Origin of the sequence: Chryseobacterium sp. OV279, from assembly GCF_900128945.1 — a bacterium.
In the GTDB taxonomy this organism is placed as follows: domain Bacteria; phylum Bacteroidota; class Bacteroidia; order Flavobacteriales; family Weeksellaceae; genus Chryseobacterium.
Genome location: NZ_FQUD01000001.1, coordinates 231,609 through 250,275, shown reverse-complemented (window position 1 = coordinate 250,275; position 18,667 = coordinate 231,609). Strand labels below are relative to the sequence as shown.

At 34.2% G+C, this 18,667-nt stretch carries 11 protein-coding genes, 7 tRNA genes and 1 other RNA gene; 2 read left to right on the top strand and 17 right to left on the bottom strand.

The genetic code is table 11. The features are described from left to right. Nucleotides 1-11 precede the first annotated feature (11 nt). The 12 genes from BUA72_RS01005 to rpsU all read right to left on the bottom strand — a co-directional run bounded on the left by BUA72_RS01005 (nt 12) and on the right by rpsU (nt 5,012). On the bottom strand, nt 12-1,382 hold the full coding sequence (locus tag BUA72_RS01005) for an ATP-binding protein (RefSeq protein WP_072921404.1): 1,371 nt from the start codon (nt 1,380-1,382) through the stop codon (nt 12-14). Then, nucleotides 1,383-2,063 (bottom strand): response regulator transcription factor, encoded by a 681-nt coding sequence (locus BUA72_RS01000; RefSeq protein ID WP_040997427.1) that lies wholly within the window; start codon nt 2,061-2,063, stop codon nt 1,383-1,385. It lies immediately after the preceding gene. A gap of 510 nt (nt 2,064-2,573) precedes the next feature. Then, nucleotides 2,574-2,645, bottom strand: a tRNA-Thr gene (locus BUA72_RS00995). A 43-nt stretch (nt 2,646-2,688) separates the two neighbouring features. Further along, nucleotides 2,689-2,761 (bottom strand) — tRNA-Gly (locus BUA72_RS00990). A gap of 86 nt (nt 2,762-2,847) precedes the next feature. Next, nucleotides 2,848-2,928 (bottom strand) — tRNA-Tyr (locus BUA72_RS00985). Nucleotides 2,929-2,948: 20 nt separating this feature from the next. After that, nucleotides 2,949-3,022 (bottom strand) — tRNA-Thr (locus BUA72_RS00980). A 92-nt stretch (nt 3,023-3,114) separates the two neighbouring features. Beyond that, nucleotides 3,115-3,187, bottom strand: a tRNA-Gly gene (locus tag BUA72_RS00975). A gap of 90 nt (nt 3,188-3,277) precedes the next feature. Further along, nucleotides 3,278-3,358, bottom strand: a tRNA-Tyr gene (locus BUA72_RS00970). Nucleotides 3,359-3,376: 18 nt separating this feature from the next. Next, nucleotides 3,377-3,450 (bottom strand) — tRNA-Thr (locus BUA72_RS00965). A gap of 108 nt (nt 3,451-3,558) precedes the next feature. Next, on the bottom strand, nt 3,559-3,849 hold the full coding sequence (locus tag BUA72_RS00960) for an HPF/RaiA family ribosome-associated protein (protein ID WP_034723368.1): 291 nt from the start codon (nt 3,847-3,849) through the stop codon (nt 3,559-3,561). Continuing rightward, nucleotides 3,846-4,733, bottom strand: a complete 888-nt coding sequence (locus BUA72_RS00955) for a tyrosine-type recombinase/integrase (protein ID WP_047452862.1) — start codon at nt 4,731-4,733, stop codon at nt 3,846-3,848. Before BUA72_RS00955 ends, BUA72_RS00960 begins: the two co-directional genes overlap by 4 nt. A gap of 81 nt (nt 4,734-4,814) precedes the next feature. Then, on the bottom strand, nt 4,815-5,012 hold the full coding sequence (gene rpsU, locus BUA72_RS00950) for a 30S ribosomal protein S21 (protein ID WP_034723363.1): 198 nt from the start codon (nt 5,010-5,012) through the stop codon (nt 4,815-4,817). Nucleotides 5,013-5,408: 396 nt separating this feature from the next. Here rpsU and BUA72_RS00945 point away from each other — a divergent pair, with 396 nt between their 5' ends. Both BUA72_RS00945 and ssrA read left to right on the top strand, forming a co-directional pair. After that, nucleotides 5,409-9,242 (top strand): T9SS type B sorting domain-containing protein, encoded by a 3,834-nt coding sequence (locus BUA72_RS00945; RefSeq protein ID WP_072921402.1) that lies wholly within the window; start codon nt 5,409-5,411, stop codon nt 9,240-9,242. A gap of 131 nt (nt 9,243-9,373) precedes the next feature. Then, nucleotides 9,374-9,772, top strand: a transfer-messenger RNA (tmRNA) gene (gene ssrA / locus BUA72_RS00940). Between the two features lie 86 nt (nt 9,773-9,858). Here ssrA and BUA72_RS00935 read toward each other — a convergent pair. The 5 genes from BUA72_RS00935 to BUA72_RS00915 form a co-directional block, all read right to left on the bottom strand. Beyond that, nucleotides 9,859-12,321, bottom strand: coding sequence for a S8 family peptidase (locus BUA72_RS00935; protein WP_083544093.1), 2,463 nt, complete (start codon nt 12,319-12,321; stop codon nt 9,859-9,861). 2 nt (nt 12,322-12,323) lie between these two features. Beyond that, nucleotides 12,324-13,325: an AAA family ATPase gene (locus BUA72_RS00930; RefSeq protein WP_072921400.1), complete on the bottom strand. Its 1,002-nt coding sequence runs from the start codon at nt 13,323-13,325 to the stop codon at nt 12,324-12,326. 211 nt (nt 13,326-13,536) lie between these two features. Beyond that, nucleotides 13,537-16,992, bottom strand: a complete 3,456-nt coding sequence (locus tag BUA72_RS00925; protein ID WP_072921398.1) for a hypothetical protein — start codon at nt 16,990-16,992, stop codon at nt 13,537-13,539. Beyond that, a complete protein-coding gene (locus tag BUA72_RS00920; RefSeq protein ID WP_072921397.1) occupies nt 16,992-17,279 on the bottom strand; it encodes a hypothetical protein in 288 nt (95 codons plus the stop codon). Before BUA72_RS00920 ends, BUA72_RS00925 begins: the two co-directional genes overlap by 1 nt. A gap of 94 nt (nt 17,280-17,373) precedes the next feature. Further along, nucleotides 17,374-17,982: a DUF4468 domain-containing protein gene (locus BUA72_RS00915; RefSeq protein ID WP_072921395.1), complete on the bottom strand. Its 609-nt coding sequence runs from the start codon at nt 17,980-17,982 to the stop codon at nt 17,374-17,376. Nucleotides 17,983-18,667 lie beyond the last annotated feature (685 nt).

Sequence of the window (18,667 nt, the reverse complement as noted above, 5' to 3'; positions counted from 1 at the left end):
TGAGGACTTAATTATAGATGCTTGCTAAAGATTACGCTAAACGTATTGGTCTGTTCAGAAGGAGAAGAATATATGATCTCTGCGCCATGGTATTCAAGAATTCTTTTCACAATGCGGAGGCCGAGGCCGGAACCGGAAATGTTTTGGGAATTATTTCCGCGCATAAAGGCTTCAAATAATTTAGCCTGTTCTTCTTCAGGAATCGTATTGCCACGGGAAATGACATCTACGGTAAGCTGATCATTGGTTTCCGTGATCAAAACATCTACTTCTTCATCATCAGAATAGACCGCTGCGTTTTTAAAGAGATTGATAAAGACAATCACCAGCAGAGATTGGATCCCGCTTATGGTCAGAAGACCGTTTTCGGAAGTATCTTCAGAGATCAGGAAATCCATTTTCAGAGATGGGTAGCTTTTTTCTACCGCTTCGAAGGCTTCGAAAATAACTTCGTCAATTCTTACTTCTTCATAAATACTCTGAATATTTTCCTTATCAAATTTGGTAAGGAGTAAAAGAGAATTGGTAAGATCCGATAGCTGGTACACATCTTTCTGGATCTGTTTTAAGGAAGTTAAAGTCTCTGGTGAATGTTCTTCAAACTTGATCAGGTTTTCAAGCTGAAATGCCATCCTGGTAATAGGAGTCCTGATTTCATGGGAAGCACTTGCTGTAAAATCTTTCTGTGACTGAAAAACATCGTCCAGCCTTGCAATCATGGTATTAAATGATTTAGCCAGCACATTAATTTCATCATTCGACTCCTGAACGGGAATTTGTTTTGTGAGCTTATGAGCCGTCACTTCCGAGATTTCGGTATTCAGATCTTCCAGAGGACGGAGGAACTGTCCCATAAAGTAATAACTGAAAAACCCGATCAGAAGGGTACTCATTACATACGCTGTGATCAAAAGGTATTTAAGGTATTCCAGTTTCGATTTTCCGTTGGTATCTAGTGCGCTGGTGAGGATGTAATAATTTTCACCATTGATATTCCGGAGCGCTGCATAGATTTCGGGAACTGTTTTTTCCGTGTATATGATTTTCTTTTCATCCAGCTCTTTGAGAAGGGCACTGTCCCAGGTGACATTTCTGTCTTTGATGGTGCTGTAGATCAGTTCTTTCTCGCTGTTGAAAATTAATATGGTTTCATTAAGAAGGATGTTATCTGAGTTTTCATTAAAAAAAATCGGAGCCTCTTCTTCGAAATCTTTAGACTTTGAAATGAAGTGGGAGGTAAATTCAAGACGCTGCCTGAATCTTTCTTTAAACTCATCTCTTCTGAAATCATTAAAAGACAGATAGATAACCGCCATCACCATTGCAAAAAGCAGGGAAAAAGCGATACTGATCGTTAATGCTATCTTTCTTTTTAAAGACATCTACAATGGGCTTAGGTAATATCCGAATCCGGAACGGGTGTGTATCAGTTTCAGTTTAAAATCTTTATCAATCTTCTTTCTCAGAAAATTGATGTAGACTTCTACAGTATTGGTATTCGTATTGAAGTTATGCTCCCATACATGTTCAGTGATCTGCTGTTTGGAAACAGTCCTTCCCTGCGCTTCGGCAAGATACACCAGCAACTGAAATTCTTTTAGTGTAAGAGCTATTTCATTGCCTGCTCTGTACACTTTCTGCTCTGTTTTATTGATGATAAGGTCGTCTACTCTGATGATATCCTGATCTGCCGTGTCAGATGGTGCTTTTCTCCTCAACAGGGAGTTCATTCTTAGTAACAATTCTTCAAACTGAAAAGGTTTTACCAGATAATCGTCGGCCAGTCTTGTGAAGGCATCCTTTTTATCGGAAATATCTCCGTAAGCAGAAATAATGATGATGGGTGTATTTTTATCGAAAGAACGGATAGTCTGGCAGACATCCAGCCCGTTTATTTTAGGAACATTAATATCCAGCAGATACAGGTCATAGGTATTGTTTTTAATCTGGCGGAGAAAGGTTTCACCGTCATAGATTTTGTCACAGGTAAAGCTGTTCGATTCCAAAAACCTGCAGAGTTCTGCCGAGAGAATAAGGTCATCTTCCAATAAAAGAATATTCATCAAAAATTTATTTGATACGAATTTAACGAAAATTTTATGATTTCTGCTTACCTGCTATCACGATAAAATAATTCAGACAGCATTTTGAAAACCGTTTTTCATTTAAATTTATAATTAAAGTCTGTTATCAGCTCAGATCATTCAGAACGAAAAACTCTCAGTTACTATTTTTTAAAAGCAACCTGGTGTACAATTTGGTGAGAAAATAGTATTTTTTTGACCATGCAAAGTTTGATTTTAATATCACCTCCTATAAGGTTGCAAAGAAGGAATCAATTGCATGGATCCTGATTAAGGGAATCAATTTATAATAATTTGAAAATTTCACGCAGATTATAGAGATTGAGCAGATTTTACTTTTTAATAATCTGCTTTATCTTTATCATCTGCGAGAGCAAATTAATTTTTGTTTATTCCACTACTTTTGGACCTGATCTTTGATCCTTTATTTTGAACTGTGGAAAATTTTGGGCAAAAAAAAATCCCGAAGGAAATTCGGGAAATCTGGAGAGCCAACTACGGGACTTGAACCCGTGACCTCTTCCTTACCAAGGAAGCACTCTACCGCTGAGCTAAGTCGGCACTAACTAAAAAAAAATCACACTAATCAGCGTGATTTTCTTTGAGCGGAAGACGAGGGTCGAACTCGCGACATTCAGCTTGGAAGGCTGACGCTCTACCAACTGAGCTACTTCCGCAATTTTGTTTCCAAAACTATTGGTAAACGCTTTGCAAATCTAGGAAAATCCTTTTAAATCTGCAAGATTTTTTTTAATATAAACTGTGGGAAGAGCAGGATTCGAACCTGCGAAGCCGAAGCAACTGAGTTACAGTCAGTCCCATTTAGCCACTCTGGAATCTTCCCGAATGTTTATATTAAAATTGAGCCTCCAGAGGGACTCGAACCCACGACCTGCTGATTACAAATCAGCTGCTCTAGCCAACTGAGCTATGGAGGCAATTTTAATGTTGTGACTGAAAGCTTTTGAGAAAATTCTACTCTAAGCTTTTCAGTAGTTAAAAAAATCATTCTTTTCAGTCTGACTTTTTGAGCGAAAGACGAGGGTCGAACTCGCGACATTCAGCTTGGAAGGCTGACGCTCTACCAACTGAGCTACTTTCGCAATTTTGTTTCCAAAACTATTGGTTTAACGGTTTGCAAATCTAAGAAATTTTCTTGAAACCTGCAAAACTTTTTTTTAAAATATAAACTGTGGGAAGAGCAGGATTCGAACCTGCGAAGCCGAAGCAACTGAGTTACAGTCAGTCCCATTTAGCCACTCTGGAATCTTCCCGAATGTTTATATTAAAAGAGCCTCCAGAGGGACTCGAACCCACGACCTGCTGATTACAAATCAGCTGCTCTAGCCAACTGAGCTATGGAGGCATAAACAAAAAGAATTCAAAAGAACGCTGTTCCCTTTTTGCGAGTGCAAATATAGAACGGTTTTTTTGAATTCTCAAACTTTTTTATGACTTTTTTTATCTTTTTTTTCTACGCCATCTCTTTTTTCTTGATTAGTAGCTTTTTAGCTGTATCAACGCAAAGGTCCAAACTTTCTTCAAAAGTTTCAGATGTCTTTTTTACGACGATATCGTCACCCGGAACGGCTAAGATAAGTTCGGTAGTTTTATTGTTTCTATCCGAAGCGTTTTCAACTTTTAGGAACACCTTGCACTCATGAATTTTATCATAGAAGGTTTCCAACTTGCTTACTTTTTTGTCAATGTGTGATTCTAATGGTTCGTGTGGAGTTAAACCAATTGATTGAACTGTGATCTTCATAATTCTTCTTTTTTAGATGCTCTGGGATGAGCCTGATTAAACACTTTTTTCAATTGTTCAATATTGGCATTCGTATAGACCTGAGTACTTGCAAGACTGGAATGCCCTAATATTTTTTTTACTTTGGAGATCTCCGCCCCATTATCCAAAACATGCGTAGCAAAGCTATGCCGAAGGATGTGAGGACTTCTTTTTTCTTTCGTAGTTACAAGACTAAGGTACTTATTAACTACCACATAAACAAATTTTTCGGAGAGTTTTTTCCCCTTTTTATTTACGAAAAAATATGATTTATATGGGTCTTCGGGTTTCCTTATTTCGAGGTAACTTTCCAGCAGATGAGACAGATTTTCGGAGATGGGAATAAAGCGTTCTTTATTTCCCTTTCCTATTACCCTTAGCTCCTTTCCGCTTATGTTTACATACTCAAACATCAGGCCACAAAGCTCGGCTTTACGCATTCCCGTCTGATATAATACTTCAATAATACACTGATCGAGGAGATCATGATGCTCCGGGAGGACGCGATCGCTAAGGGTCTGCATTTCTTCCTGTGATATAGGAATCTGTTTTTCAGCGTAAAACTTAAGGGAAGAGATACTTTCTGCGGGAGAAACTTTGATTTCCCCGATTTTTAAAAGAAAAAGATAAAAACTTCTTAAAGTGGATAATTTTCTATTGATACTTCTTTTTGAAATATTATTTTCACTTAATTCAACGATAAAATTTCTGATGACTTTTTTGTCGGCTTTGGAAATATCTTCGGAACCTTCTGTTTTGAGGTAGAAATGGGAAAAATCGTCAAGGTCTTTTTTGTAGCTTGTAACGGTATGAGGAGAATACCTCTTTTCGAACTGTACATATTCTATATATTTATCCAACATCACTTAAGGTATAAAAACAAAAATTCACCTCTCAAATATACGAATATTTAAGAAGTGAATTATATGTGGTTAAGAAAAATCTTAAGCCTGTTCTTCCTTACTAAGGCCTCTTTGTTTGTAAGCGGCTTTTAGTCTAGATTGTCTTAAAGTTACAGAAGGCTTAATAAACGCTTGTCTAGATCTTAATTGACGAACTGTACCCGTTTTATCAAATTTTCTTTTATATTTTTTTAAAGCTCTGTCGATGGATTCCCCATCTTTTACTGGAATTATTAACATATTTTACATCTCATTTTGGATTGCAAAGTTAGCATTTTTTCATTAATTCACAAATAATATCATTTAAAAATAATTTCACCGATATTATTTTCATTCAATCGATTATTTAAACGATATTATTTAATAGTTTTTAGTCTAAAATGTTTACAATTTTAACTTAATTATCGAATTAATTTAAAATATAACCGAAATCTATTAAAATAAATTTATTTCAATAGATTTGTAATTATTAAAACTCTAAAAACCAGACTGCTATGAAAACTCAGGAAAAGAACACTTCTTCCCCTACTACTCCTTTTTAGTTGTGATTCACAACACCTCTCCTATTCAAATCATTCATTTATAAGACAATACCCATTTGCTAAAAACTTTATTTCACAAACCCCTTCTTCCGATATGATAAGAAAACTACTCCTCCTGTTTTTATTCATTTTCTGCACATCCCTTTCTGCACAGGAAGACTGCAGCTCAGCTATTACAGTATGCGGAAACTCCAATATCAACTACACCCCTTCCGGAATTGGAAATATCAACGAGGACGTTGGAGGATGCTTATCCGGTGAGCATCATTCTGTCTGGTACAAATTCACTATTGCAACAAGCGGTACACTAACTTTTAATCTTGTTCCTACAGGACCTGTAGATTATGACTGGGCGATTTATGGGCCTAACGCGAGCTGCAACAATCTGGGATCTCCCATCCGGTGTAATGCCTCAGGTGCCCTTACCAGCACAGGAATGAATATGACCAACAATAACACGATGTCAGCGGGCGGAAATACAGATCCTTACTGCCGGTATATGGATGTTTTGGCGGGACAGACTTATTATTTATATCTGGATAACTGGTCTGCTACTGTTTACACTTTTAATCTGACCTGGGGAGGAACCGCAACTTTTGTTTCCCCTTTCAATAATTCTGCGGCAGCTCCGAATCCGTTCATTCCACCGGGAACACCGGGCGCAAACGCCAATTCACCGCGGGAAATAGGGATTTGCGGAACGACTGCTCTTTTCGACTTCAGCACTTTATCCACAGGTATACTGAATGGAAATCCTAATTTTACCGTCACTTATTTTAATAACGCCAATAATGCAGCAGCAGGAACCAATCCTATTACAGCACCGGCTAATGTCAATACTACGACTACCTATTATTATAACATTAATTATCATGATCCGAACAGTTCGGGCAGCACCATTAATGCCTGTAAACAAACCAACGCGATTGTTTTTAAAAATAAGAGTCTCACAGCTGCCATAACACCTTCAGCTACTGTTCTATGCTCCGGGGGAAGTATTACGCTAACCTCGAATAACACCACGGGAAATACCTGGTCTACAGGAGACACCACACCTACTATCACCGTAACAACTCCAGGAACCTATACTTTAACGAGTACGAATGGAGTCTGTACAAGCAGTCCGGCTTCTGTCACCATTACTCAGGACACCGACCCTTCTGTAGATATAACAGGAAATCTTGTACTCTGCGAATCTACAGCTTCTCAACTTACCGCTTCTTCAAACGGAACTGGAAATACTTATACATGGTCTACGGGTGCAACGGGGAATACTATTTCAGTTACAACGCCGGGAACTTATACGGTCACGGTAAAGACACCTGCCAACTGTCAGTATACAAAATCCGTAACAGTGACTCAAGGGGTCGTTCCGGTTGTTCAGAATTCAAGTTTAAGTCAATGCTCCATTTCAGCGACTGCTGTTTTTGATCTTACCTCAGCACAGCCGAACATCAGTACCACCGCTAATGTGAGCTTTGATTATTATGTGAATCAAGCGGATGCGCTCGCGGGAAACCTCAATACTATTGCCACTCCGGCAGCTTACAGTTCGGGAAATGCTACAGTATATGTGCGTGTAAAATCAGGAACGTGTTTTAAAATAGCTCAATTACAATTAAATATCACTCAATCAATAACTCCTACGATTACCGCATCATCACCGACGATCTGCTATGGAGGAAACGTTGTTTTAACATCAAGTATGACAACAGGAAATACGTGGTCTACCGGTGCAACAACACCATCCATCACGATTACAACTCCCGGAACTTACACTTTAACCAATACAAGTGGAACCTGCACGAGCACTCCCGCTTCCACAACTATCACCCAGGAAAACAATCCTAATGTAGAAATTACCGGAAATTTATTGCTTTGCGAACCGACAAGTACACAGCTCACCGCCTCTTCAATCGGAACAGGAAATACGTATACCTGGTCTACGGGTGCAACAGGAAATATTGTTTCAGTTACGGCGCCGGGAACTTATACGGTAACCGTAAAAACGCCGGCCAATTGTGAATACACAAAGTCTGTGACGGTAACACAAGGTGTTGTTCCTACTATTCAGAATTCAAGCTTAAGCCAATGTTCCAATGCAGCGACTGCTGTTTTTGATCTTACCTCAGCTCAACCGAATATCAGCACGACCGCCAATATCAGTTTTGATTACTATGTCAATCAGGCGGATGCACTTGCAGGAAACCTGAATATTATTCCGAATCCTACAACTTATACTTCAGGAAATGCTACGGTCTATGTCCGTGTGAAATCATCAACATGTTTTAAAGTGTCCCAATTGCAGCTTTCCGTTACTCAATTTCCTGTACCAACCATTACAGCATCATCTGCCACGATCTGCTATGGAGGAAGTGTGACTTTAACATCAAGCAATGCAACAGGAAACACATGGTCAACAGGCGCCACAACACCATCTATTACTATTACCACTCCCGGAACTTATACTTTAACAGGCTCAAACGGGCTATGTTCCAGCACTCCGGCATCTGTAACCATTGTATCAGAAACCAATCCTAACATCAATATATCTGGAAATCTAACTTTCTGTCAGGGATCTTCAACGACACTCAATGCATCTGCGCAGGGAACCGGAAATACTTTTGTCTGGTCAAATGGTGTGAACGGAGCTGTTAATACCGTTACTGTCCCAGGAATTTATACAGTTACAATAACAACCCCTTCCGGCTGTCAATATCAAAAATCCGTGACAGTAGTTATGGATGCTGCCATCATTGTGAATATTGCTCCTCCTGCACAGATTACTTGTACAAACTCACAAATTACTTTAAATGCAACGGCTTCAATTTACCAACCGGGCTCAACATTTTCATGGGCTGCCAGCAACGGAGGAGTGATTGTTTCCGGAGCAAACACTTTAACTCCAACAGTCAATAATGGCGGGACCTATACACTTACCATCACAAGCGCAACACCTTTCGGATGTAGCAGTCAGACTTCTGTAACAGTCATAAAAAACACAACACCACCGACAATAAGTGTTTCCGCACCTAAACTTACAATCTGCCTGGGAGAATCAGTGCTATTAACGGCAACAGGAGCTGCGACTTATGCCTGGACAGGACTTACTGGCACCGGAAATACACAAAATGTATCACCGACTATCACTACAACTTATACGGTAACGGGAACCGGAGCCAATGGATGCTCTGCACAAACACCAGCTACGATAACCATCAAGGTTGTTCCTGAAATAGTTTCAACATTACACGATATCGAAATCTGCAAAGGTGATAAATCCATACTGGATGCCGGAGCAGGACCTAGCTACACCTATCTCTGGAGTACCGGTGCAACAACACGTACCATCAATGTAGAACTGGCAGGAACTTATTCTGTAACGATAAGCAACGGAATTTGTTCAAAAACATTTACAGCTACGGTAAACTACATCGTGACTCCTGAAATTTTAAGTATTGTTTATAAAGACCCTACGCTCACCATTAATATAAAGAACAGCGGAAATCTTCCCGCAGAATATTCCATCGACGGAGGAATCACGTGGCAGTCTTCGAATGTATTTACGAATGTGATGAGAAATACTCAATATCCTATTAAAGTAAGAAACACAGGTGCCTTATGTGAAACGAACTCTACTTATTATACTTTCTTTATGTCGAATGTAATCACACCCAACAGCGATGGTAAAAATGATGTTATCAATTTCAGTGAGATCAGTAAATATGGAAACTTCCAGGGAAGTATATTTGATAAGTATGGAAAAGAAATTTTCAAAATCAGCACGAAAACTCCAATCTGGAATGGAAGGTACCTTGACAATCCCCTTCCTTCCGACACCTATTGGTATAGATTATTCTGGGAAGACAGGATCAGTAAAAAACCGGTAGAAATATCGGGATGGGTTCTGTTAAAAAACAGGGATTAATCAATCTTCACCTGCCGGCTATGTAATTGTCGGCAGGTTTTATGTACAATTCCCTGCTATATTTAAAAAGCAATGTGCGATATTAACTGTATTTAAACAAAAATCTCTATCTTTGCATTCACTTTATTCATGGGGTTGACTGGTTTCGACAGCAAGATCAATGGGTAAGTAAGCATGCAGAGAACCGTAGCGCGATCTCTTAAATCCCTTGCTACACAACTTTAACTGGCAACGAAGAGTTCGCTCTTGCAGCTTAATCCGAATAAAGTAAGATTCAAGCGCTTTCCTGAAGATAGTAAGGAAGCAAGATATCTCACAAATGCTCCGTTCTACGGCGTTTGATCCTGAGATATAGGAATGTAGAAATAAGGTTTCTGACGCTTCGGCTGAAACTCGAAAACTTTAGAAGATAAGCTGGATGTTGGGTGTCTATCCTCTGCCTTCAGTCGAAAATCAATGGTAGAATAAGCATGTAGAAATCTTATGTATTGCTTGTTTGGACGAGGGTTCGAATCCCTCCAACTCCACAAAACAAAACCCTAAATATTTAAAAGTCAAATATTTAGGGTTTTCTGTTTTTAAAATTTGTACGATTATTGTACTGCCTCAAAATTAATTATGTTTCTATTGGTAATTCTACTTCATTTTCAATTCTAATTGATTCGTATATTGGAATATCAGCTCCCAAAATCTCTATAGAAACAGTAATCGCATAAGGAGTGGGTTCTTTATATAAATCCCATCCTTTATGAGCGACAATAGCGAAATGAAGCTCCTCAGGTAAATCATACGAATTTAAAATAACCCAATCCTTTTGTAAGGAACTCTTATTTCTACTTATTTCTTCAACTTCTCCCCAGCTACTCCTTTCCCTTATCTTCCATTGAATTGCCCCACCATTGCTTCTTTCATAAGTTTCAATTTTTTCCCCTTCAAGTTCTGATAGAGTTCTATCTTTAAACTCCTCATATGTGTCAAATAAATTGGAACTTTTCCATTCAAGCCAAGTAGAAAAATAAGATTTAGTTTTTTGCCTTGTCCTTCTATTTTTAGCAGTATATGCAAGTGTTACTTCTATAAGAATTTTATATTCATCACCTTGTTCTCTTAATTCTTGTGGAATTTTTAAAGAATAAATTAGTCCCTCTTCTGCCTTTATGAAATTAGTGTTATAAAAAGTTATTCTATGTTCCGTATTCTCCGTAACCCTTCTTAAAGAAGGAACTCCATAACCAAAATGCTGAATACTTAATTTTGTAGGATGATAAAAGAATTCATTTGGTAGTCTTGCTCCTTGAACTAATAATGCCCTGATTAAATTGATGTCTTCATCTTTATAAAGTTTTAGAAGCTCTGCTACAATATGCGTAACCTTTGGAGTAGCAAAAGAAGTTCCAACACTTTCTTTATTAAATGCCCTACCCCCAGAACGTAACAATTCAATTGATGTATCTTTATTACTTATTGTATTTATTCCGTTTTTTGAAATTTGCATACCTCCACCATACTCTACGACATCAGGCTTAATATGTCCCCAAATACCACTTCCAATTCTAGAATACGGTGCTACTTCATTTTCATCCCCTATTGATTTCCAATCTTCAGTATCTAAAGACAAATGATTTATAGAACCAACCACAATCGAAAAACTACTTTGTGCTGGATTTGCTAACCTACAATATGGAAGAGATAAATAATGAGGATATTCTACATCATTTGTTATATAATGATTAATAACTTTTCGTGTAATGTTTCCAGAGGCTGCAATAAATAAAACTTTTTTTTCATGTATTAATTTATCTAACATTGCAGCCCATAAACTCATATGTTTTTTTCTATAAGGAATTTTAGAGCAAATTGAAAGATTAAAAATTTTACAATCTAGATTTTCATTTACAATTTTCTGCATTAATTCAGCCGGAAATTGATGTTCTAATTCATTCTCACTATTTAAAACTCTCAAATTTCTAACAAAACAAGGCAGTTGATACGTTCCTGCCAAATGAGAAATCCCATTTGGATATAACACCGCTCCTGCAACTTTTGTCCCATGTCCTCCTTTTTCAACCTTATCATCAACAGATGAGTCACCATTTACATAAGACCTTGATTTTTCTTTTTTGATAGCAGAAACTAAAAATTTATGACCTTCCATAATTCCACTATCAATTATTCCAACTTCTGGAGCATCACTTGCTGGAGGCAAAACCTCTAAATCAAAATCAAATGTGCCTGTATCTGTGCCTGTAATCCCCGATACCTGTTCAACTTCACTAACTTCAAAAACGTAAGGATAGTTGACAACCAAATCCTTTAAACCTTTTCCAGTGATTGAAATTTGGCATCCAAAACTATCTTCAAGTTCAATTATATCGCTTATTAATTTGCCATTATAGAATTTAATAAAATCTTCAAAATCATCTTGTCTTTCGAACATTTTATTCATTCGCTCTTTTACTAAATCTTCATATTTAGCAACTTGAGAATCGTATCTTGAACTTTCAGGATTTAGTGTAACCTTTATAGGTTTATCAAAGGCAATAGATACCTCAACCTCATAAACTATACTATCATCAATTATGCTCCATTTTCTAAATAAGCTTGGAGATAAAATATGTTGAGGCTTCCAATCTTCTCTATTACCGTCAATAATTTGCCATAAATCGGCAATCTTTCCACCACCATGCTTATTTTCTGCGAAGAGACTAATTTTTTCTGTCAAACTTCGAAGGTCATCCATCGAAGCCCCAATAATAAAACCATTTTCTTCCTCTGAAATGATTTCAATTCCAAGACTTTGCAAATCAAAATTAACATCTGCAAATAAGTCAGGATTAATCTGTAAAAAAATAGGTTTTATTTCCTCATTTAAGGGGGCGAGATGCAAGGAATCTCGTTCAGAAATATGACTTGTCCAATCAGTATTTAATTTAGTTGTAATACCTAACAAATCTTCACTATGTCCTTGCCTATTTCTTTTATTATCTTCAGTAGTTTGATGTATTCCACCACGATTACTATTAAATCTTGCACGTCCAACTAATTTTTCGGAAAACTTTAAATGAGGAAATTTATCCATATTTATCTATTAAGAGCTAGGTTTTCCTCCAAAGCTTTAAATAAGTCATCTGGTGAGACTACCTGATTAGAATTTATAATTGTTTTTTTAGCAGCATCATTAGCTATCTTAACTACAATAGCATACGACAGCCCTCCCATCTCTTTCGCATAATATTCAAAATCAATTTCTTTACTTACCTGTAATGCAGAAAAAGACATTTTTAATAAATCAACAATCTCTTTTTCTGAAGGTTTAGGCAGTTCTATAAAATCATCAAATCTTCTAAAAAGAGCTTTGTCTAAGCTACCTTCAAGATTTGTAGTAGCTATAAGTATTCCCGAGCCATCATATTCTTCTAACAAGCCTAATAGAATATTAACTATCCTATGGATCTCCCCAACATCATTTGAAGAAAAATCCCTCTGTTTACCAATTATATCGAATTCATCCAACAAAAGAACGCAAGGATAATCTTCAATACTTTCAAATAAATTCTGGAGATTTGATGCTGACTCTCCTAAATAAGAAGATATTATAGAATCAAAACGTACTTTATAAAATGGTAACCCTAATTCCCAAGCAATTCTTTCCGCAGCCATACTTTTACCACAACCAGAAGAACCATATAAGAGAATCTTTTTACGTGGTTTTAATCCATGATGAGCAAGTCTTTCTCTAGCTAAATATTCTTTTTCAATTCGCAGAATTTTATTTTCCACATCAGTTGAAAGTATCATTTCATGCCTTAACTTATCATGCTCAATGTGCGTAGCCAATGGTAATTTATACCTCCTATCTACTGGTACTTTGTAAGTAATTAACTCTTTCGCTATTTTTAGCGTTGGTCTTACCTCATTAGATTTTGATATATTACTATGTAAAATAGTATTTAATCTATCTGCTAACTTAGTATGTCCCTTTCTTTTTTCTTCTTCAATTATACTAAAAGCGACCTTCATCAAAGGAGTTTCTTGATTTCCTTCGATTGTTTTAAATAGTCTAGTTAGCAATGCTTGATTCATTCTTAATTATTATTTGGCAAAGTTACAAAAACATCATAAGTGTTTGATGGATAAATAAATTGAAATATTCTAACAATTATATTCTTAAATTTATAAAAACAACTATAATGTTTTAAATTAACTAATTTAAACCGTATAAGCGACAAAAGATGACGCTTTTAAAATTATTTTAACAATACTAATATTTTAATATATAAGTTACAAATAATTATTAATTATTTTCACGAACATAATTAATGTATTTTGCCATCCAACCTTCTTCAGCTTCACTAGGTAAGTATCTTAAATGCATACAAATTAGAGCAATTATTGCAATTACTTTAAACTCATTTTTAACATCAGTGCTTTTTTCTAAATTTCTTCTCCATAATTCTAAAAAATAAAAGTCTTGCGGCTTTTCTAAAACACGAGAAGTCCAAAATTTTAAAATAAACGGATATAAAACAAATAAGTGAATTGAGGAAGATAAACCTCGAATTAATCCTTCTAAATATTTCATACTTGCCAAATGCATACTAAGAGCCTGTCTAGTTGGTGCATTTATAGAACAACACAAATATAAAATAACTTGAATTGATTCCTTACTTTCAACATTTTCTAAATCACTAAACCAATTCAGTAAATTCTTACATTCTGTTTGGTTATTAGGAAAATTATCAAGTATAAAATTTACATGTTCTAAACTCTCTTTATTTCTGAATAAATTACTATTTCTAAGCAAATGTTCTTTAATCCTTGAAGTACAATCTAGAATACTAATTTTACAACTTAATAATTCTGTTAGCTCTTTTATAATTATGGGAATAATATTAGAAATGTAATAATAATCATCATTTATATCAAGTCGCTTACCTTTTTTTATTTTTTCTAGAAATGCTTCTTTTAAAAGATTACTTTCAATTTCATGAACCATCCCTTCATTTAAACTATTTTCAAACAGCTCAATTTCGCTGTCTAGTTCGATCGCTTCTTGATATAAGCCTTGAATTATTTTATATCCAAGCATGGTACGCAAAGTATGCTTCTGTGTATAAAATATAATTTTCTTATTTAATTCAAAAGCGTAATTTGACCATTTAATAGCCATCGATTTATCTTCATAATATTCAAACATTTCAACAAGTATGTACATATTCAAATATTTCTTTTCATCATTATACCATTCTTTTAAATTTGTAGGGTCATAAGAATTGCTTAACACTCCTCTTTGTGGCTTGGGTAAGGGAGAACCATCATAGTTCTGAGGCATTCGTTCAAAATGCACGGTTTGCCATATGTAATTTATAACAGCTCCTATTCTTAATGTTGTAATATTAAAATCATTAATATTGTCAAACCTATCTATTTCCTCATATCCACTAATAAGAAGTTCATATGCATCAGAAAGATTATATAAAGAAGCTTTATAATCACCTAAGAACCAAAAAGAAATAGCATATTCAGTCCTTAATTTCGATAAAGTAAGCTTTGTTACTTGTAGTTTATTTTCTGCATAATCATAAGCCTTTTTTGTATATATATGAGCTAAATTTTTATCTTTTTCACCAAAAATTTTAGCAATTGTAATATAAGTATCAACTTTAGTTTGAGATATAATATTGGTGTTTTCTATTTCTAATAAGGTTGTCAGCGCATTTTCTTTATCTCCGGAATAAAACTGTTGTCTCCCAAATTCATCTTGTATAACGAATATAGCTTCAGGATTGGAAAAATCGTTTTTAACATTCTTGTAAAATGATGTTGCTCTACTTATATCCTTAAACTTTTCTCCAAAAATGAAGAACATTGTTTTACAAGAGTAGGCATTTAATAACTCCAGCTTTCTCAAATTAGATTCCTGAATAATATATTCTAGTAATTTAATTACTGTATCCCAGTCACCCTCATATTTTTCAACTATATTATCAACCAATCGTCTTGAAAACAAATGAATTAATCCTTTATCATAATAGTCTTCTGTTTTTCCAATTAAATCAAAAGCCTCAAACCAAATTCTGATTTCTTTTAAATCACTAATTTTATCTAGTACTGTCCAAAAATTAGCTTTTACAGATTCATCAAAGCCGTCTAAACTTCTTAAAGCCGTTGTGTATAATTTACATATATAGAATAATGCCTTCTCTACATTATCTTCTTGTAAATAACATCTAAAAAGCATTAAATAAGAGATACTAAGTATTTCTTTAGGTATTAATTCCAAATCGCCTTGCAATATCAATTCCAAATCACACTTAACAAAATCTTTGTCATCTTCATTGTAAATATTATTATTTTTGATTTGTGAATCAATATATATGTGCAATTGCAATGACCTTATTGATGATTTAAGTATTAAGCTCATTTTATTCGGTAATTCTGACTTCACCCATAATGACTTAAATACAGAATCCAAGAACAATTTAGGATTTGTAAAGTAAGTTTGTAATCCCATTGTCATAATTATACCAGCATCATCAAAAGATTCTCCTGCCAAAAAATATGTCATTGCTCTTTGCCCTTCATACTGAGAGATAGTATTTTTTGCTAATATAGATTTTGCCAAAGAATTATTAATTTCTTTTCTAGTTTCAAAAAGTACATTATTACTGCCTAATCTTTTTATTAAAGGTGAGATAAAATATGTATCATCATTATTTTTTTGCAGCCATGTTCCATTTAAATTTTTTATTTTTTCAAAAGGCTTCTCTACGATTGGATTAATCTTACTTACAAGTTCTACAATTTCGTTATTTATTGCTCCTAAAACAATATTAAGTCTATATAAAAGTTCACGTGAATTTTCATCTTGAGTAGAACTAAATAATTTTTGATATGTTTCGTCATCTAATTCGTCAAAAGATTTTCCAGAAATAAATTCAGCCAAATTTTCATCAGTAAGATTCCACTCTTTTGAATCTAAATACCTACATATAATTTGAACATATATTGGGTAGCCAGTCGAAATAGCCAGTATTATAGTTGAAAAACTTCTAAGTCTTTCCTCAGTTTTATAAGTGAAAATTACTTCCTCAATTTCTTCTTTTGTTAATAAAGGTATTTGTAACTCATAAAAATTACTGATAATAGTCTTTGTAATTTTTGAATGAATCTTGTAATTCGATGTAGAAAGTACTTTAATATTATTTTCCTCACAGAAAGTTATAAATTGAGTAAAAAGAGTATTAACATTTTCATCCAATCCAAATTCAGGCAAATCATCTAAAATTATTAATTTTAAATTTATATTTTGTGAAGAATCGTTGATATTCCCTGACAAAAATTGAGCAAAAAGTAAACTAATTATATTTTGAAATTCTGCTTTGGAAAGTTCCTTAAAGTTATAATTTATTACATTTTCAAAGGCAAGATGCTTTTCTAGCAATAATGAAAGTTGAGTTTTACCAGTATCAAAACCACCATAAAGATTTAACCATGTTTTATCTCCCCAATTGCTCATAATATTCTTTATAGTATTTTTTCTATAACTGATATTATTAATTAAGATTGATGAAGAACTTTTTCTTAGTGAACTTCCTATAATAACATTTTGATATGGACTATTAATAAAATTTGAAATATCAAATTTCTCTATTTGCACAATATTAATATTTGATTCTTTAATATTCTTAATATCAATATTCCGTTGAGCATCTTTATTTCCGAAAATTTTCCCAAAAAAATCAATCACTATTTCTTTCTAATATTAATTTCAGAATTATCTTTAATATTGGATATGCTATATTCAGCATCATCCTCTTTATGAGTGTCAATTTTGACTTTAGAGTTTGAAATATTTTTCAATCTAAATTTATTATAAATTTTGTCACCAAAAAGAAGAATCACAAGTGCCAAAACTTGTCCTAAACAAATAGTTATTGGTTCATAATCAAAATTTGTTTTTTTAAGCCAAATAATTGAGACACCTAAAATCAAAAGATTTATAATAATGGATATATTTTTTATTAATTTACTCATTTAACAAATTTATCAATAAAAGTATTTCACAAACAATTCTTTATAAAAAAGAGAGCAAATTTTTGCTCTCTAATATTTTAAACCTCATCATTAATTACCAGTCGTTCTTTTTTGCCGCTTCGTTTTGAGAATAAATATAATCATAAAGGCTTCGGTTCAATACATTGAAATAGTTTGCTATTTTAGGCATTGTTTCTGCGTACATTTTTCGCACTTCCCCGTTGCCTTTAAAATACATCCAACTTTTTTTAAACTTAGCATCACCCCAATTGACAATTCCATATTTATCTTTATCTCCTTTCTGTAAATCTAAAACGTCAAACTTATATTTTCCATCTTTGACAGAAACTTCAATTTCATATTTTATATCACTACACATTGTGACCAAATTATGATAACAATATTCATTTTTACTGACACCTTGAAATCTTATATAATCATTTTCAACTTGTGCTTTTATAACCTCACTTGGTTTATTAAATGTTTTATTTATCCACTCTATTGATTTTTTATACAATTCTTCTTTAGTTTTACCTTCACAGGAAACTACTAAAAAATCTGTCAATTCTTGCTCTTTATCTACTGTAAATTTTTCTATTGATTCCTTTGGTGGGGGCGTTTGAATTGAGGCTACGTCCTGCGAAAACACGTTATTAGAAATTGCAACAAATAGTAATACTATATAGTATTTTTTTGAATTCATATTAATTATAATTATTGTTAAAAATAGTTTTGTACTTATTGGGCAAATAAAAATATTTGACAATGAATACCCTTATGGGAAACCGTATAAGAGATAAAGAAATCTTAGCAAAATACTTTTCATAAATTTTGAAAATTATTCTACTCGTCTCAAAGTAGTATATTATCACAACATAAAAGGCGTGAGACAAAAGCCAATCTGTTACAGAGGCACTCGGATGCCCAACAACCAGAAAGACTTCGCCCACGCCCATATAAGGACACGGGCGTAAGTCTATCAAATGTTGGTTGTTTAGAAGATTCCGAGTTTTCTGTAACCGCAATGATAGCTTACGCTTGTGTTATCGTAAAATTAATGTTTCAAATTTAATGATTTTTCTGATTGCACTAATACGTTATTGCATTTTGCTACTAAATCCTAGTCAAAAATTAATATTTGATTTCGGCTTCCTTACTATAGTGTTTCTTTTCGGGCTACAAAAATTTAAAACACAGTATAAATCCTTTATAAATGGACATTAGCATAACTTTTTATCACCCGAAATGATTTCTCAATAAAAAATTCTTATTAAAATTTAAGCAATCTTGTAAAGACACCCTTACTATAGTAATATTTTTAATGCAGAAAGTATTTGGCGATTTAAATAAACAGCCTATTAACAGACGTTACAGTGTCTTTTAAATTG